At 70.5% G+C, this 23,632-nt stretch carries 24 protein-coding genes; 14 read left to right on the top strand and 10 right to left on the bottom strand.

What is annotated here, in order from left to right; translation table 11 throughout:
* Positions 1-14 precede the first annotated feature (14 nt).
* From AS857_RS15095 to AS857_RS15085, 3 genes are all read left to right on the top strand, one after another.
* Positions 15-611: a TetR/AcrR family transcriptional regulator gene (locus tag AS857_RS15095; RefSeq protein ID WP_058043606.1), complete on the top strand. Its 597-nt coding sequence runs from the start codon at positions 15-17 to the stop codon at positions 609-611.
* A gap of 216 nt (positions 612-827) precedes the next feature.
* Positions 828-1,214, top strand: coding sequence for a VOC family protein (locus AS857_RS15090; protein WP_058043605.1), 387 nt, complete (start codon positions 828-830; stop codon positions 1,212-1,214).
* Positions 1,215-1,218: 4 nt separating this feature from the next.
* Complete coding sequence (locus AS857_RS15085) at positions 1,219-1,548, top strand: TfoX/Sxy family protein (protein WP_058043604.1); 330 nt, start codon at positions 1,219-1,221, stop codon at positions 1,546-1,548.
* Between the two features lie 136 nt (positions 1,549-1,684).
* Here the strand turns inward: AS857_RS15085 and AS857_RS15080 are convergent, their stop codons facing one another.
* Positions 1,685-2,218, bottom strand: a complete 534-nt coding sequence (locus AS857_RS15080) for an AMP-binding protein (RefSeq protein WP_058043603.1) — start codon at positions 2,216-2,218, stop codon at positions 1,685-1,687.
* 161 nt (positions 2,219-2,379) lie between these two features.
* Here AS857_RS15080 and AS857_RS15075 point away from each other — a divergent pair, with 161 nt between their 5' ends.
* Positions 2,380-3,303 (top strand): phosphotransferase family protein, encoded by a 924-nt coding sequence (locus AS857_RS15075; protein ID WP_058043602.1) that lies wholly within the window; start codon positions 2,380-2,382, stop codon positions 3,301-3,303.
* A 32-nt stretch (positions 3,304-3,335) separates the two neighbouring features.
* On the opposite strand, the gene AS857_RS40665 is transcribed toward AS857_RS15075, so the two are convergent.
* The gene (locus AS857_RS40665) at positions 3,336-4,163 is read right to left on the bottom strand and encodes an ECF-type sigma factor family protein (protein ID WP_216823976.1); all 828 of its coding nucleotides are present in this window, start codon (positions 4,161-4,163) and stop codon (positions 3,336-3,338) included.
* Between the two features lie 346 nt (positions 4,164-4,509).
* On the opposite strand from AS857_RS40665, the gene AS857_RS15065 reads away from it, so the two are divergent.
* The 3 genes from AS857_RS15065 to AS857_RS15055 all read left to right on the top strand — a co-directional run bounded on the left by AS857_RS15065 (position 4,510) and on the right by AS857_RS15055 (position 7,134).
* The gene (locus tag AS857_RS15065; RefSeq protein ID WP_079110348.1) at positions 4,510-5,745 is read left to right on the top strand and encodes a glycosyltransferase; all 1,236 of its coding nucleotides are present in this window, start codon (positions 4,510-4,512) and stop codon (positions 5,743-5,745) included.
* Positions 5,746-5,924: 179 nt separating this feature from the next.
* Positions 5,925-6,599 (top strand): DUF6585 family protein, encoded by a 675-nt coding sequence (locus AS857_RS15060; RefSeq protein ID WP_058043601.1) that lies wholly within the window; start codon positions 5,925-5,927, stop codon positions 6,597-6,599.
* A 148-nt stretch (positions 6,600-6,747) separates the two neighbouring features.
* Positions 6,748-7,134, top strand: coding sequence for a hypothetical protein (locus tag AS857_RS15055; RefSeq protein WP_058043600.1), 387 nt, complete (start codon positions 6,748-6,750; stop codon positions 7,132-7,134).
* Positions 7,135-7,186: 52 nt separating this feature from the next.
* Here AS857_RS15055 and AS857_RS15050 read toward each other — a convergent pair whose 3' ends face one another.
* The 6 genes from AS857_RS15050 to AS857_RS15025 form a co-directional block, all read right to left on the bottom strand.
* Positions 7,187-8,413, bottom strand: a complete 1,227-nt coding sequence (locus AS857_RS15050; protein ID WP_079110347.1) for a serine hydrolase domain-containing protein — start codon at positions 8,411-8,413, stop codon at positions 7,187-7,189.
* A gap of 300 nt (positions 8,414-8,713) precedes the next feature.
* Positions 8,714-8,950: a chaplin family protein gene (locus tag AS857_RS15045; RefSeq protein ID WP_058043598.1), complete on the bottom strand. Its 237-nt coding sequence runs from the start codon at positions 8,948-8,950 to the stop codon at positions 8,714-8,716.
* 398 nt (positions 8,951-9,348) lie between these two features.
* The gene (locus tag AS857_RS15040) at positions 9,349-10,107 is read right to left on the bottom strand and encodes a transglycosylase SLT domain-containing protein (protein WP_058043597.1); all 759 of its coding nucleotides are present in this window, start codon (positions 10,105-10,107) and stop codon (positions 9,349-9,351) included.
* 385 nt (positions 10,108-10,492) lie between these two features.
* Entirely contained in the window at positions 10,493-11,548 is a 1,056-nt protein-coding gene (locus AS857_RS15035) for an alpha/beta hydrolase (protein WP_058043596.1), read from the bottom strand.
* 183 nt (positions 11,549-11,731) lie between these two features.
* Complete coding sequence (locus AS857_RS41350; protein ID WP_245699844.1) at positions 11,732-12,763, bottom strand: helix-turn-helix transcriptional regulator; 1,032 nt, start codon at positions 12,761-12,763, stop codon at positions 11,732-11,734.
* 52 nt (positions 12,764-12,815) lie between these two features.
* The gene (locus AS857_RS15025; RefSeq protein ID WP_058043594.1) at positions 12,816-14,525 is read right to left on the bottom strand and encodes an amidohydrolase; all 1,710 of its coding nucleotides are present in this window, start codon (positions 14,523-14,525) and stop codon (positions 12,816-12,818) included.
* 602 nt (positions 14,526-15,127) lie between these two features.
* Here AS857_RS15025 and AS857_RS41345 point away from each other — a divergent pair.
* The 4 genes from AS857_RS41345 to AS857_RS15005 all read left to right on the top strand — a co-directional run bounded on the left by AS857_RS41345 (position 15,128) and on the right by AS857_RS15005 (position 17,187).
* Positions 15,128-15,514 (top strand): hypothetical protein, encoded by a 387-nt coding sequence (locus AS857_RS41345; protein ID WP_079110346.1) that lies wholly within the window; start codon positions 15,128-15,130, stop codon positions 15,512-15,514.
* Between the two features lie 187 nt (positions 15,515-15,701).
* Positions 15,702-15,890: a hypothetical protein gene (locus AS857_RS15015; RefSeq protein ID WP_144440824.1), complete on the top strand. Its 189-nt coding sequence runs from the start codon at positions 15,702-15,704 to the stop codon at positions 15,888-15,890.
* The gene (locus tag AS857_RS15010) at positions 15,887-16,474 is read left to right on the top strand and encodes an RNA polymerase sigma factor (RefSeq protein WP_245699842.1); all 588 of its coding nucleotides are present in this window, start codon (positions 15,887-15,889) and stop codon (positions 16,472-16,474) included. Before AS857_RS15015 ends, AS857_RS15010 begins: the two co-directional genes overlap by 4 nt.
* Positions 16,471-17,187: a hypothetical protein gene (locus tag AS857_RS15005; RefSeq protein WP_058043591.1), complete on the top strand. Its 717-nt coding sequence runs from the start codon at positions 16,471-16,473 to the stop codon at positions 17,185-17,187. The genes AS857_RS15010 and AS857_RS15005 overlap by 4 nt, the downstream gene beginning before the upstream one ends.
* Before the next feature lie 201 nt (positions 17,188-17,388).
* Here AS857_RS15005 and AS857_RS15000 read toward each other — a convergent pair whose 3' ends face one another.
* Together AS857_RS15000 and AS857_RS14995 are read right to left on the bottom strand one after the other, a co-directional pair.
* Entirely contained in the window at positions 17,389-17,952 is a 564-nt protein-coding gene (locus AS857_RS15000) for a GNAT family N-acetyltransferase (RefSeq protein ID WP_079110345.1), read from the bottom strand.
* Positions 17,953-18,150: 198 nt separating this feature from the next.
* A complete protein-coding gene (locus AS857_RS14995; protein WP_058043590.1) occupies positions 18,151-19,053 on the bottom strand; it encodes an EamA family transporter in 903 nt (300 codons plus the stop codon).
* Between the two features lie 36 nt (positions 19,054-19,089).
* Between AS857_RS14995 and AS857_RS14990 the strand changes: the two genes are divergently transcribed.
* The 3 genes from AS857_RS14990 (at position 19,090) to AS857_RS14980 (ending at position 23,601) form a co-directional block, all read left to right on the top strand.
* Positions 19,090-19,983, top strand: a complete 894-nt coding sequence (locus AS857_RS14990; RefSeq protein ID WP_058043589.1) for a LysR family transcriptional regulator — start codon at positions 19,090-19,092, stop codon at positions 19,981-19,983.
* A gap of 100 nt (positions 19,984-20,083) precedes the next feature.
* Positions 20,084-21,376, top strand: a complete 1,293-nt coding sequence (locus AS857_RS14985; protein WP_058043588.1) for an MFS transporter — start codon at positions 20,084-20,086, stop codon at positions 21,374-21,376.
* Between the two features lie 326 nt (positions 21,377-21,702).
* Positions 21,703-23,601, top strand: coding sequence for an SMI1/KNR4 family protein (locus tag AS857_RS14980; RefSeq protein WP_058044158.1), 1,899 nt, complete (start codon positions 21,703-21,705; stop codon positions 23,599-23,601).
* Positions 23,602-23,632: the final 31 nt, after the last annotated feature.

Raw genomic sequence — 23,632 nt, 5'->3', positions numbered from 1 at the left:
CTCGGGAAGGGGTAATGATCGTGGTGGATGAGGCCGAGCGGCGCCCGCGCCGTACGCGCCGGCACGACCCGAATCGCCGGGAGCGCATCGCCGAGGTCGCGGAGGAGCTGATCGCAGAACGCGGCCTGGAGGGCCTCAGTCACCGGGCGATCGCCGAGCGGGCCGACGTCTCGCTCAGCTCCACGACCTACCACTTCGCCGACCGCGAGGCGCTCGTCCAAGCCGCGCTCGAGCGGGCCGCGGACCGCTTCGCCGGCTTCGTGCGCCAGTGGGCCACCGAGCATGCACAGGACACCCGCGAGCAGCTGGCCGAGGCGCTGGCGGATTCCGTCATGGCCTGCCTGGGCGAGGGCCGGACCGGGATGGTCGTGGAGTTCGAGCTGTACCTCGCGGCGCTGCGCCGTCCGGCCCTGCGGGAGGCAGCCGCGCGCCTGACCCGGGAGAGCGTCGAGGCGATGACCCCGGCGGTGGGGCCCGTGCTCGCGGCGTGCATTCCGCCGCTGATGAACGGGCTGTGCCTGCAGGTGATGACCGCGCCCGAGCCTCCGGACCGCGAGCAGGTCCTCACGGTTTTGCGGCAGGCGCTGGGAGTGACGCCCGCGCCCGCATAGCCCGGCCCGCAGCGGATTGCAGAAGGCCCGCCGCCGACGCGCAGGAACGCAGAGTTCCGTCGCCGCGTCGACGGCGGGCCTTCTGCATGCGCGAATGCGATCCGGGTCACTCTTTGGATGAGCTATTGGTACGGTCGTCCGTACTGATGAGCTAGAGTGAAGATGTCGCGAAAACGTGAGCAAATGATCTATATCGGACATCGAAAGGAAAGAACGATGGCTAAGGCGAATCCCTGCAACCTGGTGGACATCACGGTGCCGCAGGCGGCCCACAGCGAGGCGCGAAAGTTCTACACCGAGACTTTCGGGTGGAGCGTGGACATCGACATCCCCGGCTACCCGATCATGGGAACCGGTGACGGCGGCGCTCAGGTCGGCCTGATGTGGGAGGGCAACCCGGAGTCGGGTGACCTGGCGGAGTTCTGGAAGACGGGCAAGGCGATGCCGTTCCTGGGCACCGACGACATCGACGCCACCATCGCCGCGGTCGAGGGCAACGGCGGCAAGGTCCTGGCCCCCAAGCGCCAGAAGGGCCCGGTCTCGGTCGCGGTCGTCCAGGACCCGTGGGGGAACCAGTGGTTCCTCTGGCAGTTCGGCGGCTGACCCGATGGCCTACGACGAGGTGCTGGCGGACAGAGTCCGCCGGCACCTGGAACGGGCCGACCTGGACGTTGCCGAGAAGAAGATGTTCGGCGCGGTCTGCTTCCTGGACCGGGGGAACACGGTGGCCGGGGTGTTCGGGGACGACCTGCTCGTACGCGTCGACCCCGACGACATGGCCGACGCCCTCGCCCAGCCCGGCGCGCGGCCCTACGAATTCCGCGGCCGGACCTCGCACGGCTGGGCGTACGTGGCGGGCGAGGTCCTCGACGACGACGTCCTGGACGAATGGCTGAAGGCGGCCTGGGACGCCACGGCCGGGCTGCCGCCCAAGTGACCCACCCGCACGCCGCTCCCGTCACCGGGCAGCCGCCCTCGTAAGGTCCGGATGCCCCCGGAAGTCCAGATGGCCCGGGAGACGCCGGGTGCGGCTCTCAGGTGGTGCGTCGTGCGTCGAGCCGCGGCCCAACGCGTCAGCCGCATGCGGTCGGACTTGGTGCCGTGGCGATGGTCCATGGGCAGCGACGGGTGGAACAGCACCCGCGCACGTCACCCGCCGCGGTGCGCACTCGGTGGGCGATGCGGCCGTGGAACCAGATGCGTCCCTGCTCGTCGAGTCTGCCGGCGTCGCCCATGCGGTGGAGGTGCCCGCCTTCCCGGTCGTGGGGCTCCGACGCCCGGCCGACGGTGCCGTCCAGGTAGGCAGGGCTGACGTTGGGCCCGGCGACGGCCGGCTCTCCCACCGTGCCCAGCCGTCCCGAGGGGACGGGGTCCAGGGGAAGGACGCGCACGGTGACGCCGGGCAAAGGGCGCTCCGGACACACCCCGGAGCCCGAGGTGGTGACGGGGCGCAGAGGCAGCAGCTCATGGTGGCCGATCATGCTGATGGGCAAGGCCTCGGTGGCCCCGTAGACGCTGTGCACGGTCGCGCCGGCGGGCAGGCACACGCGCAGACGCTCCAGGACCGGGTACGGCAGGGCCGCCCCGCTGGCGAGGACGTGCCGCAAGGTCGGCAGGGACCAGCAAGGCGACGCGGTGTCCCGGCCGGGCCGTCCAGTCGGCGGTCGAGCAGTGTCGCGATCGTGGCCGCGGGCAGTCCAGCCCCCGGGGACGCCATGATCCAGAAACCCTGTTGCCGGCCGGAAAGCGCGCTGTCTACGGTGCGCTCATGCTTCCGCCGGTGGATACAGATGAAGAGTGGGACGCCGTCGTCCCCGACGAAACGGTTATGCGGCCGGGAGCCGAGGACCTGTGCGCGCGCCTCGGCCTGGCCGGCGAGCCCCTCACGCGTTTTCCCGACGGTTCCCAGCCGGTGTACGCGGTGGGCGACGACCACGTCCTCAAGCTGTTTCCCGGCGCCGCAGCGGAGGACGGAATCACCGAAGGCCGCGTCCTGTCGTATCTCCAAGGGCGGCTGCCGGTGGCGACGCCGCAGGTGCGCGAGTTCGGCCCGTACGAGAACGGCTGGCAGTACGTGCTGATGTCCCGGCTCCCCGGCCGGAATCTGGCTCAGGCCTGGGACGGCATCCCGCGGGCCGACCGTGAACGGCTCGTGACCGAGACCGGCGAAGCCCTCGCCGTGCTCCACTCACTCGATCCCGCCCCTCTTGAGGACGTCCTGGGCCCAGGGGACTGGGGAACCTTCCTGGACGGCCGACGCGACGGCGCCGTGGAACAGCAACGTGCACGCGGGCTACCGGACCACTGGCTGGAGCAGATACCGGACTTTCTCGCCTCGGTCTCCCTCCCCCGGGCCCCGCAGCGCTCGCTCCTCCACACAGAAGTCATGCGGCAACACCTCCTCGTCGATCCCGACGGGTGGCGCCTGACCGGCCTCTTCGACTTCGAACCGACCATGATCGGTGACCGCGCGTACGACTTCGTCGGTGTCGGGTTGTTCGTCACCCGTGGCGATCCGAAGCTGCTGGCCCGTCTCACCGAGTCGTACGGCCGCGCCTTCGAGCCGACCGTGCTGCTCGCCCACACGCTGCTGCATGTGTACAGCAACCTCCCCTGGTACATGCGGGAACTGGGCGTACCCGCCGAGGGCACGCTTCCTTCGCTCGCTCAAGCGTGGTTCGCCACCACCTGACGCAGGCTTCACCGGGCGTATCCGGCCCCGCATCAGGTGTGGTCGGCGGCGATGAGGAGGTAGTGGAAGCTGCCTTCCCGGTAGGCGGTCGGGAACGACTGCTCGATGCCTGTGTCGACGGTGGAGCGAGCACGCAGTTCCCAGTAGGGCAGGGTCTGCGCGGACAGGTTGGTCACGGTGATCGGGACGAGCCCGTGGCCGGCGAGGGCTTTGAAGTAGGCGCTTCTGAGGTGGATGTTGCAGGTGAAGTGGCTGTCGATGTGGCTGACGGCCTGGGAGCGGCCGCCGGTCACGTCGTTGGAGCAGCCGGTGATGCACACATAGCGTCCGCCGCGGGGCAGGAGCCGGGCGAACTTGGCGAACGCCTCGTCCAGGTCGACGTACATGGTCGTCTCGTCGGTCCACACCGCGTACCGCGAGCCCGTGGGACCGGTGTCGAGCATGTTACGCAGGTGGAACCACACGCGGTCGGCGACGCCTCGCCGCTCGGCCTGCTGCCGACCAGCGTGGGAAATCACGTTTCCGGCGGCCGCCTCGCGCTGTTCGAAGGCATTGGCCGGAGCCCTGAGCACCTCGTCGTCGGTGAAGTCACGCAGCAACGGGATCTCTCTCGGCTCCTGGGGGATCATGCGCACTCGGGAACCGGTGACATCCAGCTCCACCCGCGCGGCGCCGAGGGTGTACGTCAGGCGCCGGTTCACGCGGTATGTGCCTCCCGACACCTGCACCCAGGGCAGGATCCTGAGCAGCCGGCGCGAGGAGATGCTCTGCATCTGCGGTACGGACTTGGTCGTGTGCGCAAGATTCCGTGCGGCATCCGTACTCAGACTCGACCGCGACGAGGGTATGAACTCGGGCATGACGGCGCCTGTTTCCCTTCCACCGGCGCAGCGCGAAGACCCGGATCCCCCCACCGTCCGGGCATGAGCGCGCATTGGACGTACAGAAGGCCGTCACTGGGTCTGCCATCGACCCGGCCGACAGGTGACGATCGCCTTCAGCCAAAGTCCGTGTCGTCAGAGGAGCGACGCTCCCGACGACGTTCGAGAGGAGTTGTCCGTCCACAGCGGACAACAGAAGAAAAGGAGCGTGCCCACGCTCCTTTCCACTCTCAGCGTATAGCGCTCCGGGGGCCTTGCGGCAAGGCCCCGGTCGTGTCGCAGAATCACCGGCCCAGGCCGGAATCCACGGAATCGGGAGTCGCGAATGCGTGTGTTGTTGTCGACATATGGATCGCGCGGGGACGTCGAACCGCTGGTGGCACTCGCGGTGCAATTGCGGGCACTCGGCGCGGAGGTGCGGGTGTGCGCGCCGCCGGATGAGGAGTTCGCGGAGCGGCTGGCCGGTGTCGGCGTACCGGTGGTGCCCGTCGGCCCGTCGGCGCGCGAGCTGACGGCGGCCGCGCCGCCACCCTCGTCCCTGCCCCGGTACGCCGCCGAGTTGATCGCCGCCCAGTTCGACGCGGTCACCGCGGCGGCCGAGGGCTGCGATGCGTTGGTGGCCACCGGCATGTTGCCGGCCGCGGCCGGTGCGCTGTCGGTGGCCGAGAAACTGGGCATCCGCTCCGTGTCCGTGACCTTCCAGCAGCTCGACCTGCCGTCGCCGCACCACCCGCCGATGGCGTATCCGGGACGGCCTTTCCCGCCGGACGTGACCGACAACCGGGTGCTGTGGGAGCTGGACGCCCAGAGCGTCAACGCCCTGTTCGGCGAAGCGCTCAATTCGAACCGGGCGACGATCGGCCTGCCCCCGGTGGAAAGCGTCCGCGCCTACGTCCTCGGCGACCGGCCCTGGCTGGCGACGGACCCGGTCCTGGACCCCTGGCAGGCGACCCCGGACCTCGACGTCGTCCAGACCGGCGCATGGATCACGCCCGATCTTCGCCCGCTCCCGGACGAGTTGGCGGCTTTCCTGGAGGCCGGCACTCCGCCGGTGTACGTGGGCTTCGGCAGCATGCCCATGCACGCGTCGACGGACGTCGCCCGAGTGGCCATCGACGCGGTCCGAGCGCAGGGCCGCCGCGCACTCGTCAGGCGCGGCTGGGCCGGCCTTTCCCTGATCGACGACCGGGACGACTGCTTCGCCGTCGGCGAGGTCAACCAGCAGGCGTTGTTCGGCCGGGTGGCCGCCGTCGTGCACCACGGCGGCGCGGGGACCACGACGACGGCCACCCGGGCCGGCGCGCCTCAGCTGGTGGTGCCCCAGGCGGCGGACCAGCCCTACTGGGCCGGCCGGGTGGCCGACCTGGGCATCGGCGCGGCACACAAGGGCCCGGCTCCGGCCTTCGAGTCCCTGTCGGCCGCGCTCAGGACTGCCCTGAGCCCCGAGACCCGGGCACGAGCGGCCTCCGTAGCCGGCCTGATCCGCACCGACGGGGCGGCGACGGCCGCGAAACTGCTGCTCGACGCGATCGGCCGGGAGAAGCCGCCGGTGTCTGCGTGAACCACGTCGTGCCGCGGGCCGGGTGACGTCGTACCTGCACATACCTGCGCATACCTGCACGCACGTACTTGCACGTACTTGCACGTACTTGCGCTGCGAGGACCGGTGGTCCACAGAATCTCGGTAGATATCTGGTCTAGATTGATCTGCCGAACTGACGTCTCATCACGGGGGCACCCATGGACGAGCAGATACCCGGGCCGGACGGCCGGGTGACGGCGCTGGCGGAGCGGGAGCGGCTGGGCCGCTGGCGGATGGTCGCCGCGAACCGAAAGAACCGCCTCCGGAGATCCTGGGGCGAGGCGCGGCTCCACCTGTACGAAGAGGGACTGATCGTCACCGATCCCGAGAGCGGTGAGTGGGTGTACCGCTGGGAATCGACCAGCGTCCTCCAGAACCTGAGCACGATCAACGGCGCGATACGCGACGCCGCGTACACGCTGATCGGCCCGGACGGCGCCGCGCTGACGGTCGGGCGCGGCATCCACGGTCTCTTCAAACGCGAGCTCGCGGCCGTGGGCGTGACGTCGCACACGCGCGGTCCCTGGGTCGTGTTCGAAGGGCAGTGGGGCCCGGAGATCCAGCAAGGCGTGCTGCGCACTCAGCTGTCGACGTCTCTCGAACGGCTTGCGAGGGGCGAGACGCTGGTGTTCGGCCGTATCTCCCTGGACCGGAACAGCGTGTCTTTCAAGAGGAAGACAGCCGACTGGGCGCAGATCGGCGGCGTCAGCATCTCGGACGCTCTGGTGTGGTTCAACGACGCCAGAGGCCGCAGCCTCCTGACCGGCGTCAGCGTCTCTCAGGTCCCCAACCTCTACCTGCTCCTCGCCCTGGCCGAACGCCTTCGGGGCTGAGGCCCGGCGCCGGCGCTCATGGGACGGGGGCGTCGGCTGCCCGGTTCGGGTGAACGGAGTGCGGGAGGCCGCGCGGGCTGACCATCGACTATCACACTGGCACCTGGGAGCGATGACGCGATCGACGAACACTGGAGGACCACGCGCCATGCACGGCATCACCAAGAAGATCCTCTCCGGAATCGGGGCAATGGCTGCGGCGCTCGGCTGCGTCATCGTCGCAGGACCGCCTGCAGCGGCTGCGGGCAAGTGGTGCAACCACTCGGTCTGCATCGAGACCTACGACACGGGTTCCTACCTGGGCCGGGTCGAGGTGTCCGTCACCAACACCAATCAGCCGAACCGCATCCGTGCCCGCGTGTGGACCACCAACGGCTGGAGCGCCAGCACCAAGAGCGAAGACGTCGCGAAGTTCAGGACGTACCGGGACCAGGCATACCCCCAACGTCACTTCCCGGCGGGCACCCGGCTCTGTGCAGAAGGGTTCCGCGGCGGAGCCAGCGTAGGACTCCCCTGCACCACGATCACCAATTGAGCTTCCGGGCCGGGTGCGCTCGCAGACTCGCGCTCTCGGCCCCCGGCTTCCCCTACCGGGGCGGCAGCGGGTACGGCCTGCCGCAGAAGTACTGGTTGAGCGCGTCCAGCCCGGCGTAGACCATGTCCGCCACCCCGGGGTCGTTGCGCTGGACATTGACCGAGAGGGTCATCCGGCGGTTCCCGTCACTGTCGGCGAAGGCGAAGGTCTCGTAGCCGGGAATCGAACCGGTCCCGCCCCACATCTCGCCGCAGGTCAGTCCGGCCGACTCCAGCCCGAGGCCGTAGTGCGGGAAGACCGGTGCGTGCTGCGTGGCCACACCCGTGCGCATCTGCTCCAGCGATGCCGGCCGGACCAGCCGGCCGCCGAAGAGGGCCTGGTAGAAGCGGTTGACGTCGCGGGCGTCCGACACAAGACCGTAGGCCGCCCAGGCGAAGGAAGGGTTGATCTCCGTGATCGGCCGCAGCGCGCCCGGGGCCTGCGGATCGGCGCCCGCGGGCAGGTAGTAGCCGGTGGCGTGCGGCCCGTGCAGCTCCGGGTCGGTCAGCGGCAGGAACGTCCGGGTCATGCCGACAGGCTCCAGCACCTGGCGTCGGAGCTCGTCGGCGAGCTGATGCCCGGTGACCTTCTCGATCAACATGCCCAGCACGATGTAGCCGGCGTTGGAGTACGTGAACGACGGCCCGGGCTCGTGCTTCGCGCCCAGCCCGTCCGCCAGGGCCACGAGCTGTTCCGGCCGGTACGTACGCCTGCCGTAGACCGCCGGATCCTTGAACTCCTCGTCCTCGATGTAGTCCGCGAGCCCACCGGTGTGGTTCAGCAACTGGCGGACGGTGATGCGGTCGGCTCCGCCGACCACTCCGGGCAGCCGGTCTCCGACCGGGCGGTCGAGCTCCAGCCGCCCCGCCTCGGCCAGCCGCATCACCGTCGTCGCCACCACCCCCTTGGTGAGGCTCGCGATACGGAACTGCGCGTCGTACGGGATCTCACGTTCCGTCCGCAGGTCGGCGACGCCGCTGGTGACGGTCCAGGAGCCTGTGCTGTCGTCGATCCGTGCCAGGACGCCGGGCGCACCGGCCCTCACCATGGCGTCCAGTGCCTCCTGCACCTCGGCGCGGGTGTCCTTCCCGGCCCGCTCCGGCTGCACCACGAGCGCGGCGGGCCCCGGCCGTGCGAACGCGTTCGGTACCGGTCCGCCGACGAGTAGTGCGGTGACCGCCCCCACCCCCGCGATCGTTCTCGCTGCCGCCCGACGCCTGCCGTACTTGCTGCGTCTCATGCCCTGCCCTCCGTCACCGGTTCCTGCGCCGTCGATGCGCCGCCTCGACCAGAGATGCTGCAACGCCCCTGATCCTCCCCCAGGTTGAGAGGACGGGGCATCACACCGGAAGGGGATCGAAAGGTCATCCGAAATGTTCAGCACACGTCATTCCGAAGGCGGAGGCGATCGCCAGGGCACGCCCGATCGGCGCGAACTACGGGAACAGGGAAAAGGCCGCGCGCCCGACGGGAAGTCGAAAGGCGCGCGGCCTGCCACAGGTGCGTTACCCCTGTGGCCCTCGGCGGCTGGAACCGGGGCTTACTTGTTGATCAGGGTGTTGCCGTGGCTGAGGTTGCCGACGCCGACCACGGAGACCACGTTGCCGCCGACGTTCGGGGAGACGCGCGGGGCCACCTGCACCGCGTTTCCGGCGGCCACGCCCGGGGAGTTCTCCGTGCTGCCGACGGCCTGACCGTGCGCGCTCGCGGCGGCGGTGCCGGCGCCGAGGGCAGCAGCGGCGAGAGCGGTGACGGCGGCGGCGTTGCGGATGCTCATAGCTTCTCCAAAAGGTGGAAGGGGGAAGTAAGCCAGGTAAAAGCTCTGGCAAGGGAGAGTCTTGCGTAGGAAAAACAGCTGGCACTACCAATGGCCTGTATGTTCATCCTCCTCCGTGACCGCGTCCTCGGCATTGACCCCCTACGAGTGCGGACCACCAACTGCCTGACGAACATGAGTGGTCGAGTGATGCGTGCGATGAACATGCATGCAGGCCGCACCGGCCGGCTGACGCGTACACCGACCACGAACACGGGCGTCGCTATGGCCGGAAGGCTTCGTCCTCACCCGCCGCCGATCGCCCCGTACTCGCAGCAGGGGCGGTGGCACCCCGCGTGTGGGTGCCACCGCCCCTGCGATGACTTTTCGGTCCTCCGCAGACCGGTGATCTCTGTGGATCAGTAAGCGGAGTTGACGTTGTCCATCGAGCCGTACTTGTCGGCGGCGTAGTTGCACGCAGCGGTGATGTTGGCGACCGGGTCGTAAATGTCCCAGGACGTGCCCTCGACGTGGTACGCCTTGAACGTCGGGTCGATCATCTGCAGCAGACCCTTCGACGGGACGCCATTCACGGCATTGATGTCCCAGTCGTTGATCGCACGCGGGTTACCGGTCGACTCACGCATGATGTTGCGCTTGATGCCGTCGTACGAAGCCGGAATGCCCTTCGCCCGCAGAATGTCCAGGGACTCACTGATCCAGCCCTCAAGATTCTCGGCATACGCCTTCTTCGCCAGAGCAGCGGGCTTCGCCGGAGCAGCCGGCGTGGCCGGGGCGGCAGGCTTGGCCGGAGCAGCCGGCTTGGCGGCGGGCTTCGCCGGAGCGGCGGGCTTGGCGGCGATGGCCTTGCGCTCGGTGGAACGGTTGGCAGCCTGCTCGGCCGTCCGCTCCTGGTCCACCTTCACCTTCGCAGCAGCCTCCGCGCCGGCCTTGGCGGCAGCATCGACGTGCTTGTCCAGCTCGGCCTGCTGCGTCTCACCGAAAGCCTCGGCACTCCACGCCACCGGCTTCACCGCAGCAGCCGGAGCCGCATCAGCGGCGAAAGCGTGCGGAGCGACGGCCACCGCGACGACAGCGGCACCGGTCGCGGCAATACCGGCAACGGAGAACTTGTGAATCTTCGGCAGACGGGCATAAGCGGAGACGGTGGAGCGCATGAGTGAGCTGAACCTTCCAATCGCGGATGTCGCCCGGCCCTGAAGCGGCGCAGAAATCAAGCGCCGTTTCTCGGTCGACGGCGCCCAGCGACCCCGTAATTGTTAGCGGCGACGAAAACCCCTGACAAGGGCTGTGACCTACTACGTCCATTCATTGCCCAGCACGGAAATAGCGGCACCGCCCCCGGATTCCGCCGCACTTCTTACTAACACATTTCGTAAGTGACCTACGCCTCATGCGCGGCCTCACACCCGGCAGCCCTTTTGGCTACTTTGTGTGAGCGTGCGTAAAGGGAGAGTTCCGGCCGGTGGTGGGGGTGAGTGAGGCCCCGGGCCCGTACGGCCCAGGGACGCGATTACGCGCGCCCCCGGCCCGTAGAAGCGATCAACCCTCGTCGCGTCGCTCGCCGCCCGGGACGCCGGGCTGTGCGAGGAGGCGCCGGAGCCAGCGGGTACGGGCGTCACGTGCGTCCCGGCTGAGGGCCGCCTTCGGGGCCATGCCGTCGAAGCCGTGGTAGGCACCGGGCCATACGTGCAGTTCGGCCTGGCCGCCTGCCTGCCAGATCGCGTTCGCGTAGGCCACGTCCTCGTCCCGGAACATCTCGGCCGACCCCACCTCGATGTAGGCCGGGGGGAGTCCCGAAAGGTCCGTGGCGCGGGCGGGGGCCGCGTAGGGCGGCAGGTCCGCGGCACCGTAGCGGTCGCCCAGCAGTGCCTTCCACACGGTCGCGCTGGAGGTGAGGTCCCACACGCCGAGGCCCGACATCTGATGGCTGGAGAAGGTGCTGTCGCGGTCGTCGAGCATCGGGCACAGCAGCAGTTGCCCCAGTGGCTCGGGGCCGCCGCGGTCACGGTTCAGCAGGGCGAGGGCCGCGGCGAGACCGCCGCCGGCGCTCTTCCCTCCGATGATGATGCGGTCCGCGTCGATGCCGAGTTCGGCCGCGTGCTCGGCCGCCCAGACGAGTCCGGCGTAGCAGTCCTCCAGCGGTCCCGGGTACTGCGTCCGCGGCGCCAGCCGGTACTCGACCGAGATGACGGCCATTTCCAGCGGGAGGACCCACTCGCGAAGAATCCGCGGAAGCACGGACCATGCGTTGCCCATGATCATTGCGCCTCCGTGCATGTAGTACAGCAGGGGCAACGGTCCGGCGAGCCCGGCCGGTCGTGCGCTCACGAGCGTGACGTCCGGTCCGTCCGGCGGCCCCGGCACACGCAGTTCCGTCACCTCGAACCGGCCGTCGGCGCGGAGGTCCTCGGCCGTCGGCCTCGGCCGGGTCGAGGCGTCCCGCGCTTGCCGGGCCTCGAGGTTGTCCGGGGTGACCGACTCCCTCGACTCCTTGCTCAAGGCCTCCAGCACGACGTTGAGTTCGGGGTCGAAGGGTGGTGCTGCCTTCGGTATCGGGACACGGCCGGACTCCGACGGCACGCGGTGGACACTCATGCCCCACCTCCCGGTCGGACGATGAGGATGAGGTGCTGCCCGGCACCCCTGCTGGAACTTCTCGGCTGCACACGTGTGCGCCCGGGAAACACTCGCCTGAGACCCATACGGCGTAGCCAATCACACCGCCGGGCTGCCCTGCTGCCCAGGCCGCAGACCGCAGACCGCAGACCGGAGGGTCTGTCAGGGCGCCGGTTCGAGGCCCCAGGCGACGGCTCGGCCCGCGGCGGCCACACGGTTGGGGACGTCGAGTTTGGCGAGGATGTGCTCGATGTGGGTGGCGACGGTGCGCGGGCTGACGTACAGGCGGTCGGCGATCTCCCGGTTGGTCCGCCCCTGGGTGAGTTCCGCCAGCACCTCGAGCTCGCGCGGGGAGAGCGCGGCGGGGCGGGTGACCGTACGGCACACGACGACCGTGCCGTCCCCCCGGCGGGTCAGGTGCAGTTCGAGCATCCGTTGCCGGTACGGCACCAGCACCGTGGCCGGCAGCGTCCGCCGTGCGGCCGTGCGTCGCAGCAGGGCCACGAGCGGGGAGCCGGCCTCGGTGAGACCGGGAAGCGGCTCCCCGCTGACCGTCACCGGAGCTGCGTCCTTGGCGTCCTTGGCCTCCTTGGCATCGTCCCCGTCCTGGGCGTCCGGCAGGAGTACGGCGCAAGCGTGGCCCGCGCCGCCGGGCCCCGGGGAGCGGTGCCCGGCGAGCGGGTCGGCGACGGCTGCGAGGCACTCGCCCAGCAGGGTCATCACGGCGCGGACGGCCGGCTGGTCGCACCGTGCCCGCGTCGTGCTGAGGTTGAGGATGCCCACGTACCGGCCGTCGGCGGAGAACAGGCACTGGGCCACGCCGTCCTGGACGCCGAGGGGTTCGAGGACCTCCTGGAACCCGGTGGAGGCCCCCCGTACCGGCGCGGGCACGTCGTGCCACCAGCTCGTGGTGCCAGGCGCGTGCCGGATGAGCGCGAAGGCCGGATCGTCGTGCAGGCGGGTCTCGATGTAGCGGGTGGTGCCCGCCGGGTAGCTGCCGGCCAGCGTGACGTGGCGGCGGAGCAACGGGTCCCACCGGGACAGCGACGCGTGGTCGTGGTCGATCACCGCGGACAGCGCCGCCAGGACGGCGTCGGCATCGCCCTTCCCCCGCACGGCGTGGCGCGCGGCCTCGCGCACGTCCAGGGCGGCGCTCAGGACGTCGGTCGTGCTCGGCTGCGCTGGTGCTGTCATGGGCGTCGGCTCGGCTTCCATCCGCTCAGAATGATCATCCGGTGTGCGGGCGTCAAACGGTGAGTTCGTCGTGCACGACGTCGCCGCCGACGGCGGTGAACACGACGGGCATGGCGGGGATGTCGTGCGGGTCGGCGGTCAGCAGATCGCCCGCGACCACGCACAGGTCGGCGACCTTGCCCACCTCCAGCGTGCCCTTCCAGTCCTCGGCGAAGTCCTGCCAGGCCGCGTCGGAGGTGTAGGTGCGGAGGGCCTCGGCGAGCCGGATGCGCTGGCCGGGTCCGCTGACGCGGCCGCTGGCCCTGGACTCGCGCAGCATCATCGTGGAGACGCCCTGCCGCCAGTCGGGGAGGGTGACGGGGGCGTCGGAGCCGCTGGTGACGGTCACGCCGGCGTCGATCGCGTCCCGGTAGGGCCATTCGTACGCCGCCCGCTGCGGGCCGACGAACTCCTCCTCGAGGTCGGCGACGGTCCATTTGATGGTGGGGTTCATGTTGACGCCGAAGCCGTGCTGCGCCAGCATCCGCATGCTGCGGGCGGTGAGGAAGTCGCCGTGGATGACGTAGTGCCTGGTGTCGGCCCGGGGATGCGCGGCGGCGGCCGCGGCGAAGGCGTCGACGACGGTGTCGATGGCCCGGTCGCCGGTGACGTGGACACCGGCCTGGTACCCGGCGGCGTGGGTGTACCGGATCATCTCGGTGATCTGGGCGATGCGCTCGTCGTCGGTCTCCCCGCCCACGCACAGCGAACCGCAGCCGCCGTCGACGTACGGCTCGTGCATCCAGGCCGTCTTGTTGACCGGGATGCCGTCGGCGAACAGCTTGACGCCGAGGACGGCCAGGCGGCGGGGGTCGGTGGACGGCGGCTCGTCCATGGCCGCCAGCGTCCGCACGAACTCCTCGGCCGTCCCCGTCATCCCGGTCGGCAGCAGCAGGACGCCGACCCGCGCGGTCAGTTCGCCGTCGGCGAGCAGGCGCCGGTAGACGCCGAGGGTGCTGTGGGCCATGGCGCCGCGCATCAGGGCGTCGCCGCCCGGTCCGAGGCCGGGCTCGGTGTAGCTGGTGATGCCGAGCCGGGCCAGGGTGCGCAGCGTGGCGCGGATCGCGTCGGCGCGCACGTCCGGGGAGAGGACGGGCAGCGCCCGGTGGACGAGGTCCTGGGCGCCTTCCTGGAGGAGACCGGTGGGCTCGCCCGCCGAATCGGTGACGATGACCCTTCCGGGCGGGGCGGAGGTGGTCCGGTCCACCCCGGCCCGCGCGAGCGCCGCAGAGTTGACCCAGGTGGCGTGGCCCGTGGCGGAGTACAGCAGGACGGGGTGATCGGGGCTGACGGCGTCCAGATCGTGCCGGGTGGGCATCCGGGAGGGGGCGGCGACGCACTCGGCGAGGTAGCCCGCGTCCCACCCGTATCCGCTGATCCACTCCCCCGCGGGGGTCGTCGCGGCCGTCTTCCGCACGGCCTCGGCCACGTCGGCCAGCGACTGCACGGCCGGGTGGGAGACGTCGACGGACAGCGGCGGCATGGTCAGCCCGAGGGCACAGCCGTGCAGGTGCGAGTCGTTGATGCCGGGGAGAAGCGTTCCGCCGCCGAGGTCGACGACCCGGGTGGCGGGGCCGGCGTGCGCCATGACCTCGTCCCGGTCGCCGACCGCGCTGACGAGGCCGTCGGTGACCGCCAGGGCGGAGGCGACGGTGAAGCGGGAGTCGACGGTGAGGACCGAACCGTTGACGAAGACGAGATCTGCCGGAGTACTGCCGGGCACAGCGATGTCCTGTCTGCCGGGGGCTGGTGGAGGGGCTCCCGCGGAATCGGCGGGGAAGCTGACAGCACTGTGCATCCGGGCGGCGTTGGCGCACATCGGTCGTCCAACCGATGTCAGGCCGGTACGGAGGGAGACCCGGTGGGTCGTCCACGGGGAGACCCGGTGGGTCGTTTACGCGGCGCAGGGACATCCGGGGCGGCGGCAGTCGGCCGCAACGGGGCGCGGGACGAGCGGCTCGTCCGGTCGCCGAGGGCCGGCACCCTCCGGCCGGACGGGCTGCAGGCAGCTGCAGGCAGCAGGCGGCTGCAGGTGGCTGCAGGCCGTGGCTCATGAGTAAAAGGACTCATGACGCCCGCCGAGTTGCAGGAGACGATCGGGGAATGACGATAACGAGGACGCGAACGTCGGCGGTCCGGCTCAGGGTGCTGCCGGTGGTGATGCTGGCCGCGCTGGCCGCGCTGGCGACGGGGTGCGGAACCCAGAGGTCAGGGGATACCGCCGACGCGCACCGGCCTTCGCATCCGACGCCGACGAGGTCATCGACGCCAAGGTCGCCGGTGGATCTCCCGTGCCCCGGCGAGAGCCCCACGCCGGCACCGTCGGTGACCGCACGTCCTTCGGGCCCGGCTGCGCCGCCCACCGACCACTACGCCGAGAACCACGGCTTCAGGGTTCCCCTCCCGCTGCGTGGTCAGAGCCGCTGCGACGGGCTCGCGGTCGTCCAGCGCATCAAGGACACACTCGAACCGCTGCGCAAGCGCGGAGACTTCGCTCCGGAGAACACCCGCAACGCGCTCACCGGCCTCGGCTACTCCGCCGGGAAGGTGCAGGCGCACCAGAACGGTCCCACCGGGGTCGGCTTCCTCATCGACACCGGCGGCTCTCCTCTGTGCGTGGAAGGCACGATGGACCGTGCCTCCATCAAGGCGGATGCCTTCGGGGGCTATCCCGACCACTCCGGCTGCGACGTCCCCTCCGGCGGCCACTGACCACAGCCGTCGCACCCGCTGATCAGACGTCGGCGGCGCGCGGGCGATGACAGAGAGAGCGAAGTTCTTCCGGATCCCGTTGCACATCCGGCAGTCGGCAGACGCCTTACGTGGCAGAGGAGTCACTGACGCTCCTCCGGGGCCCGGGGGGAGAGCCCCTTGGAACGTTTGAAGGGGTTTGCCGATCGTGATGCCAGATCATCTCGCGGACGGCCTGCTGGTCGTGCTGCTCGTACGAGTCTTCGGCCGGGACGCCTTGGTGGCGCCCGGTCATGCTCTGCTCAGGGGTGTCCTGCTGGACGAGCCGGAGTCCGGCTGCCGGCTCCACCGCCTCGGGGATCGTGCGGGGAAACGGGAGCGGGGAGGGCAGGGGTGACGCGTACGCACCGTCCTCACCGACGCCCGGTCGCCGTGCTGCAGCCGCGTCTTCCGGCGGATTTCAGGGCCTTCCACGAGCTCTACCGCAGCCGCTACGTGTACTGGGCGCAGCTGTACCTCTCCAGCTGGGCCGATGCGGAGGAGGCCGTCGACATCGCTTTTGAGCAGCTGTACTTCAACTGGTCGAAGGTGTTGTCGAAGGCCAATCCGCGAGCCTACGCCTGGCGGGTCGTACGCCACCGGACCATCGACCTGGCCCGGGCCCGCGGTCGCCGGGCGGTGGCCGTCGACACCGCCGCCTTCGAGACCACCAGGCTGGAGCAGGCCTGCGATCCGATCGGCGAGCTGGAGATCAGCCTGGAGATCTACCAGGCGGTCCAGGACCTGCCCGAGCGGCAGCACGACGTGTTCATCCTGCACCACGTGCTGGGCTACACCGTCCGCGAGACCGCCGATGTCCTGGGCATCACCGAGGGCGGTGTACGCTCCACCGCCCGCTACGCCCGGCACCGCCTCAACAAAGCCCTGGGGGCGGACCGTTACCCCGGCAGAGACGACCAGGCCGAGGGAGGCCGAGGATGACCGAGCCCATCGACCGCCTTCTGGAGCACGCCCGCATCCAGCGCCCGCCCTACTCCCGCACCCGGGAAGCCGAGGAACGCCTGACCGCACGGATCGCCGCCCGCACGTGGCAGGGGGCCTTGCGCGTCGACGACGCCCTGCAGCCCGCCTCCGGTCGCCCTGCGGCCGAACGCCCGGCCGTGCGCCGCTCCCTGCCCCGGCGGATCTTCCGGGAGCACCTGCGGGCCTTGTGCGAGACCACCGCCACCCACGATCTGCACCGGCTGCGCGACTTCCTCGTCAGCCGGATCCCCGAGCCGGACGGCGCCCTGGTCCTGGGGTGCGTCCTGCACCTCGCCGGACGGGAGTACGGTGCCCGTTTCTGGTGGCAGTTCGCGGCGGGCGCGGGCGAGCTCTCCGCCGCGCTGTGCCTGTATCTCCACCACATGGCCTTGGGGGAGACCGACGAGGCCGATCTGTGGCACGAGCAGGCCGACCTCGGCAACGGCCTTCCCTGCGCTCCCGGGCAGGACAGCCTCCGCGACCTGCGCGCCGTCCTGCGCTACACGATGGTCCAGCGCGGATACGTCACCCACGCCCCCTCACCGGCCGTCACCGCCGTCATCGCCTACATCCCCGAGGCCCTCGACGACGCCGACGACGCCGACGTCGAGCTCCCCTTGCCCGGCCCCGATTTTGCCGAACGGATCGAAGAACTCACTGCCAGCGCTTGACGAAATCGCTCGCGCGCTCCCCGCTGCCGGGGTCTCCGGGCCCGGCAGCGGGGAAGCGGCCGCGCTCGAAGAGGGCCGCCTCACCTGCGCGTGGCCGAAAGCGGTGTCGTACCGCAACAGCGGTGATCCCCCGCCGGCCCCGGGCGGGGGCCGGCGCCTGCGCCGACGCCGGCGTCGGCGTCGGCGTCGGCGTCGGCGCCCTCAGCCGATCCGCCTCTCCAGCCATGCCACGTCCCAGAAAGTGCCGAACTTGCGGCCCACCTGTTCGAGCACGCCCGCCGGGCGGAAGCCGAAGCGTTCGTGAAGTCGCATGGACGCCACGTTCGGCTGCGTGATGCCGGCGTACGCGCGGTGGACGTCCTCGTCCGCCAAGGCTTCGAAGAGCGTGCGGTACAGCAGGCCCCCAAGGCCACGTCCCGTGTGGTCGGGCCCGAGGTAGATGCTGGTCTCCACCGAGGTCTCGTACGCGCGCTTGTCACGGAAGGGGCTGCTGGTGGCGTAGCCCAGGATCCGGCCCGCCTCCTCCGCCACGAGGAGGCGGTGGCGGCCGGTGGCCGGGTGGGAGTCCAGCCAGGCGCGGCGTTCCTCGACGGTGACCGGCTCGATGTCGAAGGTGATCGGGGTGTGGACCACGTAGTGGTTGTAGATCTCGGTGAGCTCGGTGAGATCGCCGACCGCTCCCGGCCGGATGCGTATGCTCGCCGTGACGCCCGTCGTGAGGCCCGTCGTGACGCCCGTCGCGGTCCCCGCCACGCTGTCGCGCATAGGTGCTCCCTCCACTCCTGTCACGCCTGTCACTCCTGTCGGTTCTGGCTCGTGCCAGGCAGGTTCCTGGCGCCGGAACGTTACAAGGTGACTGTTACATGCATATTTCGTATATCCCGGGAGGAACACCTGATCACGATGCCAGGCGGCCCGTGCAGGTGCTGCGGCGCCGGCCGTGCGGCTGCGGCCCGCACTCGCTCAGCGGTTGCCCGTACGTATCGCGCCTGCGCTCGCCGCGACCACCATCGCGACGGCGGCGCACTGCAGCATCGACAGCGCTTGGTCCAGCACCAGATAGCCCGCCGTCGCGGCAAGGGCCGGCGCCAGGCTCGTCAGCACCGCGAACGTCGCCGCCGGCAGCCGTCGCAGGGCGAGCAGTTCCAGGGCGTAGGGCACGCCCGAACTCATCACCGCGATCGCCAGGCCCAGCCCCAGCACCCCCGGCTCCAGCAGTGTCCCGCCCGCAGCCCCGATGCCCAGCGGCAGGCCGACCAGGGCGGCGACCGTCATCGCGATCGCCAGGCCGTCCAGGCGCGGGAACCGGGCGCCCGCGCGGGCGTTGAGCACGATGTACGCCGCCCACATCACCCCGGCGCCCAGCGCGAAGGCCACGCCCGCCACGCCGAGCCGGCCGAAGTCACCGCGGCCCAGCAGGAAGACCCCGGCCAGTGCGAGACCGGCCCACACCAGGCCCGCGGGACGCCGCGAGGCGACGACCGACAGGAGCAGGGGCCCGAGCACTTCAAGGGTGACCGCTGCCCCCAGGGGGATACGGTCGATCGCCTGGTAGAAGAGGATGTTCATGCCGCCGAGAGCCAGGCCGAACCCGACGGCCACCGACCAGTCGGTGCGCGAGTAGCCACGCAGCCGGGGCCTGGTGATGACCAGCAGCAGCAACGCGGCGAACGTCACCCGCAGTGCGACGGCGCCGAGCGCACCGGCCCGGGGGAACAGCAAGGCGGCGAAGGCCGAGCCGAACTGGCCGGTCACCGCCCCGGCCAGCACCAGGCCGACGCCGCCGAGGCTGCCGCGTCCTGCGGCGTGACGGGTGACGAGGGGCGCGGCCGTCGTCGCGGATGGGTTCTGCACCGTCGATGTCATGCCGTCCACGCTAGGGAGTCGGACACGCGGCGTGAAATGCCTGATCGCCTGCGGTTATGCTCCTGCGGCATGACCATCGAGCTGCGGCACCTGCGTGCCTTCCTCGCCATCGCCGAGGCGGGCAACGTCACCCGCGCCGCCGCGCGCCTCCATCTGAGCCAGCCTGCACTCTCCCGCACCCTGCGCCAGCTCGAGGACCACCTCGGAGCCCGCCTCGTCGACCGCTCCACGCATCACCTCGAGCTGACCGCCGAAGGCCGTACCTTCCGCGACAAGGCGGCCGCCGCCCTCGCCGCCGTCGACATCGCCCTCGACCCCGGCCGGCTGCGCAGCTGGCCCCTGCGCCTCGGCCACACCTGGGCGGCGCTCGGCGACCACACCATTCCGTTGCTGCGCCGCTGGGACGAGACGCACCCCGGCATCCCCCTCGAACTGCTCCGCGTCGACGACCGCACGGCGGGTCTCACGCAGGGCAAGGTCGACGCGGCCCTGCTGCGCGGCGGTGCCGTCACCTCGGCCGGGCTCCGCACGGAGCTGTTGTTGTCGGAGGAGCGAGTGGTGGTCATGCCGGCGGACAGCCCGCTGGCAACTCTCCCCCGGGTCACCCTGGCGGACCTCGCCGGTTACCCGATCGCCCTCAACACCGTCTCCGGCACCACGACCATGGACCTGTGGCCACCGGCAGCCCGCCCCGTGGCGACCATCGAGGTGACCAACACCGACGAGTGGCTCATCGCGATCGCTGCAGGCCGCGCCGTAGGGGTCTCCACCTCGGCGACCCCGAGCAATCACATGCACCCTTCGCTGGTCTACCGCACCCTCGCGGACGCGCCGGCCGTCCCCGTCGTCCTCGCCTGGCGTGAGGGTCCGGGACACCCGGCCATCCCGGACCTGCTGGCGCTCGCACACGAGGTCCTCGCGAACGGGTGACCGGGGGAACGGATGGAACGGGTAAACCTGCACAGTGGCCCATAAACATGGCGTCCAATTGGCCTACTTCACCGCGCCAATGTCTACGTACTGTCAAGCCATGCCCCGTCTCCTCCCTCCCGTCGGACCGCAACGCACGCTCGCCCTCGCACAGTTGAGCAACTCGGTCGGTGACGGCGCCTACTACGTAACCTCCGCCCTCTACTTCACCCACGTCGTCGGTCTGGCGCCCGCCAGGATCGGGCTCGGACTCACCGTGGCCTGGGCCGTCGGCTCGGTCGTCGGGGTACCGCTCGGCAGGGTCGCGGACCGGCGCGGACCGCGCGGCACGGCCGTGCTGCTCGCCCTCGCGACCGGCGCCGCGGTGGCTTCCTTCCTCGTCGTGCGGGGCTTCCTGCCGTTCCTCGTCGCCGCCTGCCTCTATGCGATCGCGCAGTCGGGGCTGGCGGCCGCCCGGCAGGCGCTACTGGCAGGTCTGGTCTCCGAGCAGGAGCGCACCGGCCTGCTCGCCCACCTGCAGTCGACGCTCAACGCGGGTCTCGCCCTGGGCGCCGCGCTCGGCGGGCTCGCGGTCTCCTACGGGACCGGGTCGGCGTACCGGACAGTCTTCGCAGCCGATGCTGCGAGCTTTCTCCTGTGCGCGTTCCTGCTCTCGCGGCTGCCGGCCGTCGCGCCCGTGACCGTCACCCGTGGTGCAGGGTTCGCGGTCCTACGGGACCGGCCGTACGCCGTCGTCACGCTCCTCAATGCCGTGCTGCTGCTCCGGATGCCCTTGCTCAGTCTCGGTCTGCCGCTGTGGACCACGGAACGCACCGACGCCCCCGAGTGGCTGGTCTCCGTGCTGTTCGTCTTCAACACCGGTGCGGTGATGCTCTTTCAGGTCCGTACCGCCCGCTCGGTGCGCGGACTGGCCACGGCCACGCGGGCCATCCGCCGGTCCGGCGTGCTTGCCCTCGCAACCTGTGTGGTCTTCGCCTTCTCGGCCGGGCAGTCGCCTGCGGCCGCGGTCGCCGTGCTGGTCGCCGGCTCGGTGCTTCTGGTGGCCGCCGAGATGCTTCAGTCGGCCGGCTCCTGGCAGATCGGATTCGACCTGGCACCGCCAGGACGTATCGGCGAGTACCAGGGCTTCTTCGGCACCGGCACCACGATCGCCCGCACCCTCGGCCCCCTCGTGCTCACAGGGCTGCTGACGGGGCTGGGAGCCCTGGGCTGGGTACTGCTCGGCGGACTGTTCCTGGCGGCTTCGACCGCACTGTCGCCGGCAACACGATGGGCAGCCGGAACACGCCGCGACGACGCCCCCGCATCCACCGCCCGTCGGGCCCGGGATCATTCGGCGCCTGGGTGGCCGTCAAACCCAAACCCCAGCGGATCGCCGGCGACGAGGTGCTGACGCGAACGCCGAAGGAGCGGCCCTGCTCACCGTCGAAAACCTTCGATCCCACACCGGGCTTTCCTTCGCCCGTGCAGTCCACCGCAAAAGACACCGGGTTCGTATCCCCGTACTGGGAGGTGAACGTGACCTGGACGGAGCCGGTTCCCTGGCACCCGACCGTGAGCGTGAACGGGCGGCCTGGATCTGCTCCCCCGGTCACCGCTCCCCCGTCCCGCTGCCGAGAATGCCGGCAGCGGGCACCGACCCGCCTGAGTACGCGGCGCGAGGCGTACTCGCCATAGCCCCCGCAGGCGATGTCAGTGCCTGGTGCGAGCATCACGGTCATGACTGAAGCAGCCTCTGATGCCTCCTTCAACTGGCGTCCCTTTCTTGAGCAGTGGAGCGAGGAGTGGGCGGACGCGTGCGGATCCGACGAGGAGATCCCGGACGGGAAGGCACTGCAGGAGCGCCGGCTCGGCTTCGCTCCCGCCTCTGCGGCGCACATCGCGGCGGCGGAGGAGCGGCTCGGGTGCCGGCTCCCGCCGTCGTACCGAGCGTTCCTGGAGATCAGTGACGGGTGGCGGAACGCCGGTGGTTTCGTCAGGCTCCTCGCCGGGACGGCACACGCCCGCTGGTACGAGGACGAAGCCGGTTTTGGCGAGTTCTTCCGGGAGGAACTCGTCGAGGGCTCGTCGCCCGAGGAGATCGCGCAGGCCGGCATGTGGAGTCGCGCCCTGCAACTGGACGTGGAGTCCGACGCCACGTACATCCTCATGGACCCGCAGGACGTGACCGGCAACGGCGAATGGGCCGTGTACTGCCACAAAGTGTGGACAGCCGCTCCCCCACAGCGGTACGAGTCATTCCGCGCGTACATGGAGGCCATGTACCGCGAGTTCCACTACTTGCGGGCTCAAGCGCACGAGGAGAGGGAGTTCGTCAACGCCACGACCCGGGCTCTGGACGCGGTCGTGGAGGAGGCCTGGCACATGGCTCTGGCAGGGGATTACGAGTCGGCCGAGGCCGCGCTCGTGGAGCCGGATGCTTTCGGCAGGCCCCGGGCGGGGGTGCTCCTCGGGCAGATCCGGCACGTTCTGGACGAGAGCTCGCACTTCCGCGGGGGACCGGGAATGTCCGCCGCGGTGCGGGCCCAGGAGTTCCCGCCTGCACCGGCTCGTGCGGCCTCCGGGCACGACGCGTACGACGCGCGCGCATGGCTCGTCGGGCCGCTCTGGCGCAAGAAGCCGTCCTTCTCCTACGCCGCGCCCGGACCGTTCGGCGCAGCCATCGAAGAGGCTCGGGAACAGGCTCGCTGGGGCGACACGGATACGGCGTGGCGCACGATCGTCGCCGCCCTCCCCCGGTGGCAGCCGCTGGGCGCCGACCACCTCGTGCCCTTCGGGTTGCTGGAGGATTCCCTCCTCGGTCCCCTGATGACCCCGGAACGCAGGCGGGAGTTGCTGGCGGTACCGCGAGGGCCCGAAGGGGTGGTCGGTTCCGGCCCTGTAGCGGAAGCGCTGGACCCCGGCGGGCTGGCCTGGCTGGCGGACGGGGAGGGAGACGGCCGCAGCGGGGGGTACCGCTTCGTCCTGGTGGAAGGTGTGGAGCCGGCAGAGCTGCCCGGGCACATCGGCGCCGACGGGGAGGGCGTCCTGCACGAGCCGATGACCCAATGGGATGTACACGATCTCTTGCACAGCCGGGGGGAGAGATCGTCATATGACGACAAGCCGATGGTGTCCGTGGGGCGGGCGGGCGCCGGATGGAGCTTCGCATTCGACGGCGAGGCGCATGCCTTCGACAAGAAGCGCTTCGTCTCTCCGGCTGCCGCAGCGGCTGCGGGCACGCGGGCCGTCGTCGTGTGGAGCAGTCGCGCCGAGTCCTGCAGCCCTCCTGCCTTCCATCTGTCCGTGGCGGAGAACGGCGCCGAGATGTACGCCTTCACGGCCTGCGCGGCAGAGGTCGTGCGCAACGGGCACATACCGCCGACGCTCGACCCGGATCTCTTCTTCACCCGTGCGGGGGACAGCGACGCGTGGTTGTCGGGCGAGCGCCGGGCGCTGGAGGCCATCGCCGCTGAATTCGGGGTCTCGCTGCCCCGCTTCGCGTTGTCGTCGGCCTGCCGGCTGCACCGTTTCAGGACGCGGTCGTGGACGAGGCCGCCCGGGCCCGGTGAGACGTACATGGTGGTGAGCTGGGGCGCTGGGGAGGTGTGCTGGAGGCAGGGGGTGGCGGGCGTGTGACTCTGTGGAGGTTGCGGTATCGCTGGTACCG

This window comes from Streptomyces roseifaciens (assembly GCF_001445655.1).
GTDB lineage: Bacteria > Actinomycetota > Actinomycetes > Streptomycetales > Streptomycetaceae > Streptomyces > Streptomyces aureoversilis.
This window is presented reverse-complemented; position numbering and strand designations above follow the sequence as displayed.